10 protein-coding genes are annotated in these 13,911 nt (G+C 66.9%); 3 read left to right on the top strand and 7 right to left on the bottom strand.

The window, feature by feature from the left end:
- Positions 1-257: ADP-ribosylglycohydrolase family protein (locus tag D2E22_RS07735; RefSeq protein ID WP_241218322.1), on the bottom strand; the 257-nt coding region annotated here is incomplete at its 3' end.
- Between the two features lie 223 nt (positions 258-480).
- Between D2E22_RS07735 and D2E22_RS07730 the strand changes: the two genes are divergently transcribed.
- A complete protein-coding gene (locus tag D2E22_RS07730) occupies positions 481-1,560 on the top strand; it encodes a GmrSD restriction endonuclease domain-containing protein (protein WP_126032517.1) in 1,080 nt (359 codons plus the stop codon).
- A 61-nt stretch (positions 1,561-1,621) separates the two neighbouring features.
- Here D2E22_RS07730 and D2E22_RS10555 read toward each other — a convergent pair whose 3' ends face one another.
- Positions 1,622-3,316 (bottom strand): hypothetical protein, encoded by a 1,695-nt coding sequence (locus D2E22_RS10555; protein ID WP_164518464.1) that lies wholly within the window; start codon positions 3,314-3,316, stop codon positions 1,622-1,624.
- Positions 3,317-3,651: 335 nt separating this feature from the next.
- On the opposite strand from D2E22_RS10555, the gene D2E22_RS07720 reads away from it, so the two are divergent.
- Both D2E22_RS07720 and D2E22_RS07715 read left to right on the top strand, forming a co-directional pair.
- A complete protein-coding gene (locus D2E22_RS07720; protein WP_126032516.1) occupies positions 3,652-5,115 on the top strand; it encodes an ABC transporter permease in 1,464 nt (487 codons plus the stop codon).
- On the top strand, positions 5,112-6,302 hold the full coding sequence (locus D2E22_RS07715; RefSeq protein WP_126032515.1) for an ATP-binding cassette domain-containing protein: 1,191 nt from the start codon (positions 5,112-5,114) through the stop codon (positions 6,300-6,302). The genes D2E22_RS07720 and D2E22_RS07715 overlap by 4 nt, the downstream gene beginning before the upstream one ends.
- Before the next feature lie 31 nt (positions 6,303-6,333).
- On the opposite strand, the gene D2E22_RS07710 is transcribed toward D2E22_RS07715, so the two are convergent.
- From D2E22_RS07710 to D2E22_RS07690, 5 genes are all read right to left on the bottom strand, one after another.
- Complete coding sequence (locus tag D2E22_RS07710) at positions 6,334-7,047, bottom strand: HD domain-containing protein (RefSeq protein ID WP_126032514.1); 714 nt, start codon at positions 7,045-7,047, stop codon at positions 6,334-6,336.
- A 56-nt stretch (positions 7,048-7,103) separates the two neighbouring features.
- Positions 7,104-7,979 (bottom strand): class II glutamine amidotransferase, encoded by an 876-nt coding sequence (locus D2E22_RS07705; protein ID WP_126032513.1) that lies wholly within the window; start codon positions 7,977-7,979, stop codon positions 7,104-7,106.
- A 157-nt stretch (positions 7,980-8,136) separates the two neighbouring features.
- Positions 8,137-10,323 carry a KUP/HAK/KT family potassium transporter gene (locus tag D2E22_RS07700; protein WP_126032512.1) on the bottom strand — a complete coding sequence of 729 codons (2,187 nt, stop codon included), beginning with the start codon at positions 10,321-10,323 and terminating at the stop codon, positions 8,137-8,139.
- 260 nt (positions 10,324-10,583) lie between these two features.
- Positions 10,584-11,540, bottom strand: coding sequence for a TatD family hydrolase (locus D2E22_RS07695; RefSeq protein WP_126032511.1), 957 nt, complete (start codon positions 11,538-11,540; stop codon positions 10,584-10,586).
- Positions 11,537-13,903 carry a beta-L-arabinopyranosidase gene (locus D2E22_RS07690; protein WP_126032510.1) on the bottom strand — a complete coding sequence of 789 codons (2,367 nt, stop codon included), beginning with the start codon at positions 13,901-13,903 and terminating at the stop codon, positions 11,537-11,539. The genes D2E22_RS07695 and D2E22_RS07690 overlap by 4 nt, the downstream gene beginning before the upstream one ends.
- Positions 13,904-13,911 lie beyond the last annotated feature (8 nt).

The following is a 13,911-nucleotide window of genomic DNA, read 5'->3' as shown; positions in this document are numbered from 1 at the left end:
AGCCACAGGACGAAGCGGCGGCGCATATCGTCCACGTCGACCCGGCCGTCGCCCCGCCGCAACGAATCGACGGTCGCCAGCGTCATGCTTGTGTCATCCGACCATGTGCCCGCCGGCTGCCGATGCGAGCCGTGGCCGACCATATCCGTGCAGCGGAAACCGCCGCGCGTCATGAACTCATACGGCACGCCCAACGCGTCGCCGACGGCGACGCCGTAGATCGCCGGACGCAGCAATGCCTGATGCCGGAACATCATTGCCCTCCCCCCGTTGTCGCCTCGCTGATTCGTTGCGCCGATTCTACAGCCTCGACGATCGCCTCCGCACACGTCCGCTGTGAACAATCGATGGAGGACGTGAACATCCTCGCCTCACATATTGATACATCTTCTACACTAGCATCGGTAGCATATTCGCGGATTCCACCGCCGCGCGCGCCTGGATCCGCACCAGCATACGTTGAATCAGAAGGGAACACCCATGTCCGCCGACGCATTCCGTAAAACCATCGCGCTGCTCGCAAGCGCAGGCCTGCTGCTGTCGCTCGGCGCATGCTCGGCGTCGACGCCGTCCTCCGCCGACGCGTCGAGCTCGGCGTCGTCGAGCGAGACGAACCGCAACCAGTCCGTGGCCGACGATGGTTCGTCAGATGAGAAGCCGTCCGCGCAGGCAAGCGAGGAGCCGGAGCTCAAGGTGCCCGAGGGCAGCGCCCTCGACGTGCTCGAGCAGCTGCCGGTCAAGGGCCGCGCGCCGAAAACCGGCTATTCGCGCGACCAGTTCGGCGCGGCGTGGAGCGACGTCGACCACAACGGCTGCGACACGCGCAACGACATCCTCAACCGCGACATGTCCGACAAGACCTATAAGGAGGGCACGCATGACTGCGTCGTCGCCTCCGGCGTGCTCAACGACCCGTACACCGGCAAGCGCATCGATTTCACGCGCGGCCAGGACACGAGCACGGCCGTGCAGATCGACCATGTCGTCGCGCTGAGCAACGCATGGCAGACCGGCGCGCAGCAGCTGAGCGAGACGACGCGCACTCAGTTCGCGAACGACCCGTACAATCTGCTCGCCGTGGACGGCCCGGCCAACCAGCAGAAGAGCGACGGCGATGCGGCGACGTGGCTACCGTCGAACAAGTCGTTCCGCTGCGAATACGTCGCACGTCAGATCGGTGTCAAGAAGAAGTACGATCTGTGGGTGACACAGAGCGAGCACGATGCGATGAAGAACGTGCTGTCGAGCTGCCCGACGCAGCAGGTGCCGACCGACGGCGGCGTCGTCACGCCGCTCGAGGTGCAGGAGTCGCCGGAACCGGCGCAGGAGTCTGCGCAGACCACCGAACCTACGCAGACCGCGGAACCGGCGCCCGTCCAGACGCAGGAACCGGAGCCCGCGACGGCGCAGACGCAGGAGCCGGCCGCCACGACCGACGAGAACGTCACCTACAAGAACTGCGCGGCCGTGCGCGCCGCCGGCAAGGCGCCGCTGTACCGCGGCGACCCCGGCTACTCATCGAAGCTCGACCGCGACGGCGACGGCATCGCCTGCGAGTGATACGCAGGCGATCGTAGGCGCGGACGACAACGCGCACACCATCACGATGAACGGGTGGACGTCAGGCGACGACGTCCACCCGTTCGCGTTCGCCGGCTCGATGCACGGTCGTGATCTCGCCGAGCGACGTCCCTATCGCCTCACGCGCCGTCGCGTCGTCGTCCGTTGCCGCCACATCCTCCGGTTGAACAACATCGTCCGACCCCACGGTCCCATCCGGTCGCCCAGCGCCGTCCGGCATCACGGCCCCATCCATCGCCGCGACATCGTCCTGCGACTGCGGCTGGAACAGCGGGATCGTCATCTCGCAGTAGGCCTGCACGTCGAGCTGCATCAGCGCGGACGCGGCATCGGCGCGGTAGCGGTCGTCGCCGCGGTCGATCCGGCCGAGCACGATGAGCGCGAGGTCGGCGCCGACGTCGCAGTACAGCCGCCACGCCTGCGTGCGCGAACGGTAACCGCCGCGGTTCATCTGCGCCCATTTCGGCTCATGCGAGTCGGACAATGCGATCGGCATCAGCAGCAGCGTCATCGTCTCGACCATCTTCGCCACGGTACGCAATCGCGCGACGCCCGCTTCGAAACGCTGCACGTCGCGCGCCTCGAAGCCTTCGACGAGGTCGGCGGACAATGACGCCCCGACGAGCGAACGCGCCACGTCGCGCAGATAGACCGGGTTCTCCCACAGCTTCATGCGCGGATACTCCTGAGTCCGCATGACCTCGGCGAGCACGGCGTCGGCCTTCGGCACCTCGCGGTCCCACAGCGCGCGGTAGGAGACGACGAGGCGGTGCGCGTCGTACAGGTACCGCCGGTCCATCGACGCCGTCGCCTCGGTGTGGTTGGCCGGGTCGAGCTGCGGCAGGTCCCAGTGCCGCTGCACGGCGCGCGCATAGTAGAGGTCGGCCTGCACGCGCAGATGCCGCAGATAGGCGAGCGCACGGTTCACGCGGCGGTCGGGCGCGACGCCCTGCAGCAGCAGGTTCGGGTCCTGCCGCAGCATGCTGACGCCGAACTTCGGGTCGGACAGCATCAGCGACGCGATACGGTTGCATTCGTCGACCGGGGAGCCCCAGCGCAGCAGGCTGTACGCGGCGAGCCGGTACGCCTGCTTGCGGTATTCGTCGACGTCCTCGAGACGCTGCTTGTGGGAGCCGTAACGGTGCGCGGCGTCCGAACTGACCCAGCGGTGCATCTGGATGCGGCTCATCGGACGGATCGTCATCGGCATCATCGGGCTCGGTTTGCCGAGCAGCTTGGCCGACGACGCGTCGGCGATGATGCCGTGCAGCCACACGGCCAGGCCGTTGCGCCGCACGCAGCGCGCCGTCTGCAGCATGAACGCGCGCGCGGTTTCGGCTACGGCGTCGTCGAAACCGAGCGACGCGACGCCGATCAATGACGCCCAGCAGGTGCCCCCGAACAGCTGCGCCGCGAGCTCGAGAATGCGCGCGTCCACCTTCCCCTCGCTGTTGCGCATCCGTTCGCGCACGCCGCCGCGCCCGTCGAACGACTGGTCGGCGTCGCCGTCCGAATCAGCCGTCGCGTCGACGGCGTCGACGGCGTCGCCGGGCGCGGCGCAGGCCGGCGCGATGCCGTCCCCATGACGCTCCGGATGCTGGATCGGGTTGGCGGCGTCGTCGTCGATGCCGTCGAACGACAGCGCCGACGACGCGACGACCTGCTCGAAACGCGAGGACAGCGCGGCGAGCGTCGCCAGAAATGCCTCGGAATCGAAGGTGTAGTTATCGCGCATGGGTGCTCCTTACCGCCGCGGGACGCGGCTGCCACACCGTCGGCGCCCGTCGCCGACGTCCCGCATCCACCCTCGCACGGCGCCGGCGCGCGCCGCCATCGCCGTACGGACCTTTGTGGATAAGTGGAGAACGGGCGTGTCATCCACAATGCGACGGCGCATGTGGACAAAGATGCGGCGCATACGCAAGACGGCGGGTGGCCCGTGCGCTCACCGAGCGCGAAGACGCGGGCGTTCAGCGATCGTTCAGACCGCCTTGCTAGATACAATCACGGTAGTGAACGTGCACGATCCCAAGAACGCGCACATCGAGAACAATCAACGGGAGACAACGGATGTTCGTTGCGAAGAACGCATGGTCCGCGCTGCGCCGTCACCCCTGGAGGACAGTACTGACGATCGTCGTCAGCCTGCTGGTCACCCTCTGGTCGGCCTTCGGCGTGGCCGTGCTGCACGAGTACGACGAAGCGCATGGCGCGCGCTACGACCAGTTGACGCCGCTCGGCGTCTTCACGCCGGCCGACCTGGACAAGGCGCTGGCGCAGGGAGACAACGCCGATTCGACGAAGAACTACATGACGTGGGACGACTATAACGGCATCGGCGCCGCCGCCAACGAGAAGAACGCGACCTTCGGCTACACTCTCATCGACTCGGTGCCGGTGCGCGGCGGCGACAAGCTCAAGCCGGTCGCTGGCGCGCAGCAGCCGGATGCAGGCGCCGACGAGACCGGCGGCGACTTCACGCTCCAGTCCTTCCTCAGCGAGCAGGCCGTCCCGGCGAACAGCTACGGCACCTACCGGATCGTGGACGGCAAGGACCTCGGCTACGAGGACGTCACACGGCACGACCTCATCATGTCGAAGGCGCTCGCCGACAAGAACGGCATCAAGGTCGGCGACGAGGTCACGCTCGGCAACGCGAAGGACGCGAAGACGACCTACACGTACACGGTGTGCGGCCTGTACGAGTACACGGAACCGGCCGAGGGCGCCGCGCCCTTCGCGAAGGACGTGCCGGACAACGTGCTCTACACGACCTACTATTCCTTCGCCGCAGACGACCTCGACCCGCTCGACGCCTCCGGCTGGCAGCGCCCCGACGTCAACGTCGTCTTCATGTTCCAGGGCGTCGAGCAGTACGAGGCCTTCAAGCAGGCGATCAAGGACGTCAAGCTGCCGAGCGGCTACCGGCTCTCCTCGCCGACGATCGACCAGTACGAACGTTCGCTCGAGCCGCTCGACTCGCTCGCCTCGACCATGCGGCTGACGCTGATCCTGCTGTGGTCGATCGGCGGCGCGCTGCTGCTCGCGCTCACGCTGCTGCAGGCGCTGCCGCGGCGCGAGGAGATCGGTTTCGCGCTGCAGGTGGGCGTCACGAAGGGGCGCCTCGCTTGGCAGTTCATGAACGAGATCCTGTGGCCGACGCTGCTCGGCGCCGCGATCGGCCTGATCATCGGCTGCTGCACGGCGAATCCGCTCGCCGGCAACTTCGTCGACGGCCACAGCTTCACGCTTCCGGCCCCGCTCGTGTGGAACCTCATCTGGATCAGCGTCGCCGGCTGCCTCGTGCTCGCGGTGATCGCCGGCGTGCGCGTCGCCGCGTTCCCGGCCGCGCAACTGTTCGCGTCGCCGTATCTTGCGCATGACGGCGCGAAGGACTCCGAAAACGACACGGACGAAGGCGCGATCGGCCACAGCGGCACGGGCGACGAAGCGAAGTCGACGAAGGACGCGGAGTCGACAGCGGACACGACATCGACGACGAACGCAACGTCGACGAAGAAGGAGCAGGCATGACCGACGAACATACGACGACGCCGGAGCAGGACGCCGACGAGGCTGTGACGGATACCGCCGCGACGACGACCGCCGACAACACAACGGACGCATCTTCCGACGCAACGGCGGTCGCCGATACGACCGCATCCGCCGCCGAGGCATCCGCGACCGACGCGACTGCGGTCTTAGACGACCCGACCGCGGTCTCCGACGACGCGCTCAGCGTCACCTACACAATCGACTACGACGACGCACCGGGCATCTCGATCGACGGCACAAGCGGCGTCGAGGACCTCGCCGCCTCCGCCGACGGCGATACAGACGACAACGACGCCACCGCCCACAATGCAGATGCTGGCACCGCCGACAATGCAGACGCCGACACCGATGCCGACACGGCCGACGGCGGCGCGGCGACGCTGTCCGCATCGGTGTCGGCGACGCTCGATCAGGAGATCCGTCACGGCTCGCGCGACGCCGACGACGCCGTGTTCCGCGCCTACCCGATGCTCGCCTTCGACGGCGTCGGCGTCAACGACCGCAAGACCGGCGAACACATCTGGGACGATCTGACGCTGCGCTGCGAGGCCGGCCGCAGCTACGCCGTCCTTGTGGACCGTGACGACGACCGCCGCCACAACACGCTCGTCGCGATGCTCACCGGCTTCCTGACGCCGACGCGCGGCCGCGTGCTCACGAAGACGACGTCCTTCGCCGAACTCAGCCCACTCGAGCTGCGCGGGCACCGTATCGGAGCGATCCTCGCGATGTGGCCGCTGCGCCTCGAGCTGAGCGCCGCCGACAACCTCATCTACACGATGGACGCGTCCGGCCGCAACTTCCTCAAACCGATCCCGGTCGTCGCGCAGGACCTGCTGCGCGCGGTCGGCTTCGGCGCCGCGGACACCGACGACGGCACCGACGACGCCGACGCGATCGAAACGGCCGACCGTTCGCGCACCCGTGTACGCGATCTCGACGCCGTCGACGCGGCGCGTGTGGCCGTCGCCCGCGCGATCGCGAACGATCCGGACATCGTCATCGCCGACGAGCCGACGGCCAGGCTCGACGACGCGGACGCGGCGACGATCCTCGATCTGCTTCGTGCGCAGCTGCACACGGACGCGAAGGCGCGCACCGTCATCGTCGTCACCGCCGACCCGCAGGTCGCCGCCCACCTCGACGAGACGATCGATCTGCGCTGACCTGAGCGCGCCGCCCAGACAGCCGCCGCGCTCAGGTCAGCTTCTGATGGTAGTGCCCGGCGAGTTCGGCGACCGGCGGCTCGCCGTATTTGCGCACGAGCCCGAGCCATTCGTCGCGGTTGGCTTCGCCGAAGCGCGCCGCCTTGCGCGCGTAGGTCGCGGCCGTCAGGAAACGCGGCGGCATCGATTTGCTGTTGTATTTGTCGGCGACCATGACGATCTCCTGTTCGAGGTTGACCGGCACGTAGTCGTCCGGCGGCAGCGGCAGATGCTGCCGGACGACCGCTTCCCTGGTGAGCCCGACGCCGGTGTGGTTGCGCGCGAACTGCGCGATCGACTCGTCGACGCCTTCGTCGAGCAGCAGCCGGTAGCCGAGCAGCCCATGTTCGATGTAGTCGTTGCCGAACTTGAGCGGACCGCCGTCCGCGCCGTTCTCCCGGAGCACCAGATAGGTGCCGATGTCGTGCACCATCGCGCCGCGCACCGCCGTATCGACGTCGATGTACCGTGGCGGCACGAGGCCGCCGGCGATGCCGTCGGTCGGCGGCACGTCGACCTGTTCGGCGCTCGCGTCAGGCAACGTGCAGCGGCGCATGAACAACGCGTTCTGCCGATGCGCGAGGCGGCGCGTGATGTCGGCGACGATGACGCAATGGGTGTGGATGAGATCGTATGCGGCCTGCGACGGCGCGACCTTGCGGTGCAGCGCGTCGATCTGCTCAAGTGTGGGAATCGTTCCGGTCATACCGCCATCGTAGCGCCGCAGGCGCACTATCCCGGCGGCAACGCCCAGAACGACGTTCAGATCGAACGGATGCGGTAGGCGCCGGTGCGGTTGGACGCGACGATCATCCGGTTGTTGCCGAGCTCGCGCCACCCCTCCGACTCCGGCTGCGCATAGCCGGAGCTTGTCACGACGACGCCGCGCAGCGCCGCGCCGTCCACGGCGCCGTCGAGGTCGCGGTAGCGCAGCACCACGTAGTCCCTGGCTTCATCGGCGCGCCCATGGCGCGCGTAGACGTCCACGACGCCCTGGCGTGTCGGCTTGCCGCTCTCGGCGCGCAGCGCGATGAACGTGTCCTTGCTTTGGATCATGCAATTATAGCTGCTGTCCGGATACGCGGCGCGCAGCTCCTTGACGGCCTGTGCGAGCGCCTCCTCGAGTTCGTAGCCGACGCCCAGATATTGCAGCACCGTCGCGAAGTAGATCGCCGAGTCGGAACGGCCGCCGGTCTCCTGCACGAGGCTGTGGTCGATCGGATACGAACGGTTCGTCGTGATGTTGCGGCCCTGCGCGTCGGAGATGTCGCCGTTGTGGATGAAGCTCAGCCCGTTCGCGAAAAACGGATGCTGGTTTTCGAGGATGAGCGGCAGGTTGGAGCTGGCGAGCCGCAGATGGAACAGCGCGCTGCGTGCGCCGACCGACGCCAGTTCGTCGAAGATCGGGTCGTAGTGGGCGGCGATCGTGTTGCGGTACAGCGCCGATCCGGTCTCCGGGGATGGCGCGCCGCCGTCGGTCACATACGCCGCGGCCGCCGGTTCGGTGATGAGCGCGGCGCCCCAGCCGTCATTGTGGATGACGCTCAGATCGCGGAACGCGGCGCACTCGCGCATGCCAAGCACCTGATGAAGGCTCGCGTTGACATCGTTCGTGGCGTATCCAAGCAATCTGCACATAAGACGTTACTGTAACCGCTATGCGCCGCCGATGCGCGCTTTTCTCGCGTTTTCGCTATTGATTGTACTTCTAGCGGCCTCAAAACCGCCCGGAGGACGCCGTTGCGGCCGGTGCCGGCGGCCGCGACGACCGGCCGCCGACGCGCCGTCGCGAACGTCACCTGATGCGCTTGAGGCGGGGCGGGCGCACCGTGGACAGGAAGAGCGGCTGTACCTCGGTGACCGGATCGTACGGCGCCAGGCCGAACCATTTGATCGGCGAGCCGGCCACATGACGGATCGCGTACTTGACGCGCAGCGCCATCGCGCCGCCGGACGACACCTTCGATTCGGGCATGAGCTCCTTATGGATCAGCACGTAGCGGATCGGCCCGATCTCGGGATCGGCGTCCACCTTCGGATAGCGCGTCGTCTGCTTCGGCAGTTCGCCCGAGCGCAGCAGGTCGTGCATGATCTGATGCAGGTACGCCGGAATCGACTGCGAGACCTTGAATCCGAGGCGCATGCGCACACGGAACACGTAATCGGTGCCGAAGGTCTCCACCGAGTATTCGCGCGTGAACGGCTCGTCGGCGGTCTCGACGGAGACGGCCCACCATGCGCGCGCACGCTTCGGGTGGTTCGCGAAGATCGAGAAGAAGATGTCAGTGTCGAAGCGGCACATCTCCTGATCGCTCGTCAGGTAGACGATGTTGTCCGAATAGTACGGCACCGTCGCGTCCTCATGCAGCCGTTGGAGGACCGGAAGGCATTCCTTGGGGCTCATATGGCGCCGCTGCGCGCGCTCGAGCATCGTGCCCTGGTCCCACGTGTACATGACGCCGAGGATCGCGAGCATGAGCAGCATCGTGAACCAGCCGCCGTGCAGGAACTTCGCCATCGACGCGACGAAGAACATGACCATGATCGAGGGGAACACGATCGCGAACAGCACGGCCGCGAACTTGGAGCGCAGATGCCACAGATAGACGGTCACGAGCACCGAGGTCATGATCATCGTGACGGTGAGCGCCAGACCGTAGGCGGCGGCGATGTGCTCGGAATCGTGGAAGATCAGCAGCACGGACACCGTCGAGACGCACACCACTGCGTTGATCATCGGGATGTACAGCTGTCCGCGCGTACGCGACGGATAGCGCACCTGCATATGCGGCATCCAGTTGAGGCCGGTGGCCTCCGAGACGATCGTGAACGCGCCGGAGATGAGCGCCTGCGAGGCGATGATGCCGGCGGCCACCGAAAGCAGGACGGCCACGCCGCGCACGCCCGGCGTCATCATCGCGAAGAACGGGTTCGGCACCGTTTTCATGTATGCGGCGTCGCCGGCATGCTTCATGATCCACGCGCCCTGGCCGAAATAGCACAGCACGAGGGAGAGGTTGACGAAGGGCCAGGTCAGGTAGATGTTGCCGCGTCCCACATGGCCCATGTCCGAGTACAGCGCCTCTGCGCCGGTGATGGACAGGAAGACGGTGCCCATCAGCGCGATGCCGGCGACGTTCTGCCCGCTGAACAGGAACGCGACGCCGTGCACCGGGTTGAGCGCACGCAGCACGCTCCAGTCGTTGGACATGTTCGCCAGTCCCACGACGCCGATGAACAGGAACCAGACGAGCACGATCGAGCCGAAGACACGGCCGATGCTCTCGGTGCCGCGCGACTGGACCGCGAACACGCACACCAGGATGACGAGGGCGATCATCTCGGTGAGCCCGGTGTTCTCCTCGAAAAGCCGTTCCAGCCCCGGCAGCGTCGTCAGGCCTTCGACGGCTGAGCTGATCGACATCGCCGGCGTGAGCACCGAATCCGCCAGGAACGCTGCGCCACCGATCATCGCCGGCACGGCGAGCCATTTGCCGTAGCGGCGCAGACGCGAATAGAGCGCGAGGATGCCTCCTTCGCCGTGGTTGTCCGCGCGCATGCAGATGAGCACGTATTCGACTGTCGTGACGAGCGTCATCGACCAGAACACGAGCGACAGCATGCCGATGACCGATTCGTCGGTCGTGTTCGCCATGCCTCCGCGCCCGTAGAGGAACGTCTGCATCGTGTAGAGCGGCGACGTGCCGATGTCGCCGTACACGACGCCGAGCGCGACGAGCGCCATCGCGAGCGAGACCTTGTCGGGGCTCGATTGGAGTTTGCGCCATGCACGCCCGACGGGACCCGACGTACTCGTCGATTCCAGACGTTCGGCCTGCGCCTGCTTGAGCTTGTGCTCCTTGAGGATCTCCTCACGCTCCTGCTTGGTCAGCACCTTATGCGAGACCTTCGGAGCCTTCGTATACTGCGCGGCGCGCTTGAGCAGCGTGTCCTCGCCGTTGTCATCCGGCCTTTCAGCCATCACGGTTCCTTTCACGAGCAGAATCCGGCCGCCCGCATCACCGGGTTCGCCCCGTCCTTGCTCGCATTCCTTCAGCCGCGCGGATCCGCACTTGCAAAATATGCAATAGGGAACGATATCGCGCCGCGCCGGCGTCCAACGCCACCTTTGCCTACAGCACACCGGCACCCCATACGGTCCACGGCGGCGCCTATGACCCGCCGCCGGCGTCGGCGCCCACGCCGTGCGGGATACGGTGCGCGACGGCGCGACGCCAGCGTTCAGACGCCGTACACCTCGCGCGTCGTGGCACGTGTCGCCCTCGCGACGTCCTCGACCGACATCTGCAGATACTGGGCAAGTGAATGCAATGTGTATGGAATCATATACGGCGCATTCGTCCTTCCGCGATACGGCATCGGCGTCAGATACGGCGCGTCCGTTTCGACCATGACATGGTCGAGACCCACGATCCTCGCCGATTCGCGGATGCCGTCGTTGCCTTTGTAGCTCGACGTGCCGGAAAGCGACAGATACCAGCCGTGTTCGCGCGCGACCCGCGCCATCTCGGCGTCGCCAGAGTAGCTATGGAAGACGGTCCTGCGCGGCGCGCCGTCGGCGAGCAGCGTTTCGATGACGTCGCGGTGCGCATCGCGGTCATGGATCTGCATCGGCAGGTCGAGTTCCTTCGCGAGCGCGATGTGCGCGCGGAACGCGTCGCGCTGCAGCTCCTTCGCGCTTTCGCCGGTGCGGAACAGATCCATGCCGGTTTCGCCGATCGCGACGACCTGCTTCGGATAGGTGACGGCGATGCGGTGCACTTCGGCGATCGCGTCGTCGATGCTTACGTCGTGCCACGGCTTGTAACGCACCGGCAGCCCGTCGGGACCGGGCGCGCCGCGGTGGCCGTGGAGCACCGATTCGTTCGGATGGATCGCAATGGCCGCGTGCACGGTGCCGGGGTGCTCCCTCGCCATATCGACGGCCGTCATCAGGTCCGGCAGTTCGCAGCCGCAGTCGATGACGCCTTCGACGCCGACCTCGGCCGCCTGACGCAGCAGTTCGGCGACGCCGTAGACGGGCACCGGATCCTGCCCGCGCTCCTGTGCCTCATGGCTCATCGCCTCGGAGAACGGCACGACCGATGCGACATGCGTGTGGTTGTCGACGACCCGCGCGTCCGCGGGCAATGCGGCGGGCGCAGGCGCCCAGTTGCGGTCACGGTGCTTCCTGCTCATGCCTTCTCCATATCCTCCGCCGCGTCGGCGGCGTCGCCGTAGGTCACCGCGAAGATGCGCGCCGACGGCACGTCCGGGTTCGCGGCCGTCAGGCATACCGTCTGCGGATCGACCTGTTCGACCGTCCACGGCCGCGCGTTCGGCGCATGCTCCGGATGCGCCGGGTCGGGGAAGACCTGCGTGATGCGCGCGCCTTCGCCGAGCGTGAGATACATCGAAGCGATGCCGCCGCGCCGCCACACGGCGAGGTATTCGCGATGGCCATGTTCGCCGATGACGTCGGCGACGTCCGGGAACAGGTCCTTCGAGATCCGCTCGTCATGCCGCAGTCCGTAGACGAGCCACGAATCCTTGAAATCAGGCAGCTCATAGGGCCACCACGGCATCACATGGCCCTGCTCGTCGAGCACTTCGCGGTGCAATGCGACGGCGTCGCGCACGAGGGCGAGGCGCATCGGGTCCATGCGGTTGATGAATCCGGACAGATACAGGCGTCCGAGGATGCCGGCGGTCAGCGTGAAGACGGCCTTCTCGTCGTCCATCTCCTCCTGCGCATAGCCCCAGTTGCCCTGCTGTTCGGGCAGCACCGTGATGCCGGCGCCGGCGGCGATCGCCGCGTAGACGAGCGGATCGGCCTGATCGGAAGTCGACTGCAGATCGAGCCTGCCGAGCATCGCGTAGTCGGCGCGCATCGCGCCCGAACCGCAGTTCTCGATGATGACGCCGGGATGGCGACGGCGCACATCGTCGATCCAGTCCTGCACGGCGCGGCAATGTTCGAGCAGCCCTTCACCGACCGAATCGACGCCCACGTCGGTGCCGGCGCCCGGTGTCGTGTTGTAGTCGAATTTGAAATAGCCGATGCCGAACTCGTCGATGAGATGGTCGACGGTCGCGCTCGCGTGGTCGCGCGCGGCCTGCGAGCGGAAGTCGAGATGGTAGCGGCCCTGGTCGGCGACGCGACGGCCGTGGCGGCAGAAGAACGCGTCGTCGGGCAGGCTCCTGGCAAGCGGCGAGCGCATGCCGACGACCTCGGGCTCGAGCCACAGGCCGGCGATCATGCCATGGGCCTGGATGTCATGGATGAGGCCGGCGAAGCGCACCGTGCCGAAACGGTCACAGGAGGGCCGCCATTCGCCGACCATGTCCCACCAGCCGCCGTCCGCGTCGTCGTACCAGCCGGCGTCGATGCAGAAGACGTCGGCGCCGACCTTCGATGCCCCCTCGACGAGCGGCAGCTCCTTCTCGATCGTCGGATCGCCCCACAGCGTGTTCATGTAATCGTTGTAGACGACGCACAGCAGCGAGTCGTCGAAGACGTCGGAACGGCCCTGAATGGCCGCATGGTGGCGGCGCAGCACGCGGCGGTGCACCGTCATCTCGGCGACGGCGCGCTGCCAATCGCCGGCGCAGATCGTGAAGGAGACGGGCACGGAGACGAAATCGTTGCCTTCGCCGAGCATCGTGAACCACTGGTGGTCGCGGTACTCGGGACCGTAGGCGCTCACGCGGATGCCGGGATCGTCCTCGCCGATCTCCCATTCCCATGCGCCGTTGTGCTCGATCTGCCACATGAAGGAGAACGGGCGCGAAGCGGCGTCCGCACTGCATCCTTCGACGATGCCCGCCGGCTGGTATTCGCCGGTCGACCATGTGGACGACGAGCTGCGGGCGAAACGCGCCGACGACATGCCGGGGTTGACGTGCTGGTCGCGGTCGCGCAGCGGCGTCGCGCGCAACGGCTGGCAGCTCCACGCGTTTTCGAGGTCCCATGAGCTTTCACCCGAATAGATGAGGGTCTGCGCGTCGTCGAGTCGGGCGGCCGCGAGCGGCAATGTCATGTTCATCGACGAGACGGCCTCAACCGGATATTCGTCGTCGTGGTGCAGCATCGTGTAGGTACGCACGGCGCTCAGGCCCGTGCGCGTCTTGAACACGGAGACGACGAGCGGGCCTTCGCCGCTCGGGTCGCGCTGCACGATCGCGAGCGCGTCCATCGGCTCGGCGCTCGGGCCGCTTCCCGTGCTTTCGTCGGTCGGCGGCGACACAAGCAACGCCTTGACGAAACGCAGTCTGAGCCCCGCGGCCGACGCGGCGAGCTGCAGGCGGTTGTCGCCACCGCCGTCGATCGACGAACGCAGCTCGACGATCGGCTGTGCGTCGGGCTCCCCAGAGATGTTCGCGTCCACCGGGCGCATGCCGCGCCCCGACAGGCCGACAAGACGCACCGGCGCGTCGTCCGAGACCTCGAAGACCATCGTGACGACGCCGTTGCCCCAGACGAACCGTCCGGAGGCATCGGGAATCAGACGGCCCGCGATGCGGCCCTCACCGCCCAGCATCCGCTCCACTACCCCAGTCATCGCCGCCG

Source organism: Bifidobacterium castoris (assembly GCF_003952025.1).
Classification (GTDB): domain Bacteria; phylum Actinomycetota; class Actinomycetes; order Actinomycetales; family Bifidobacteriaceae; genus Bifidobacterium; species Bifidobacterium castoris.
The sequence above is the reverse complement of the archived record's forward strand: the minus strand, read 5'-3'. Positions and strand labels throughout refer to the sequence as shown.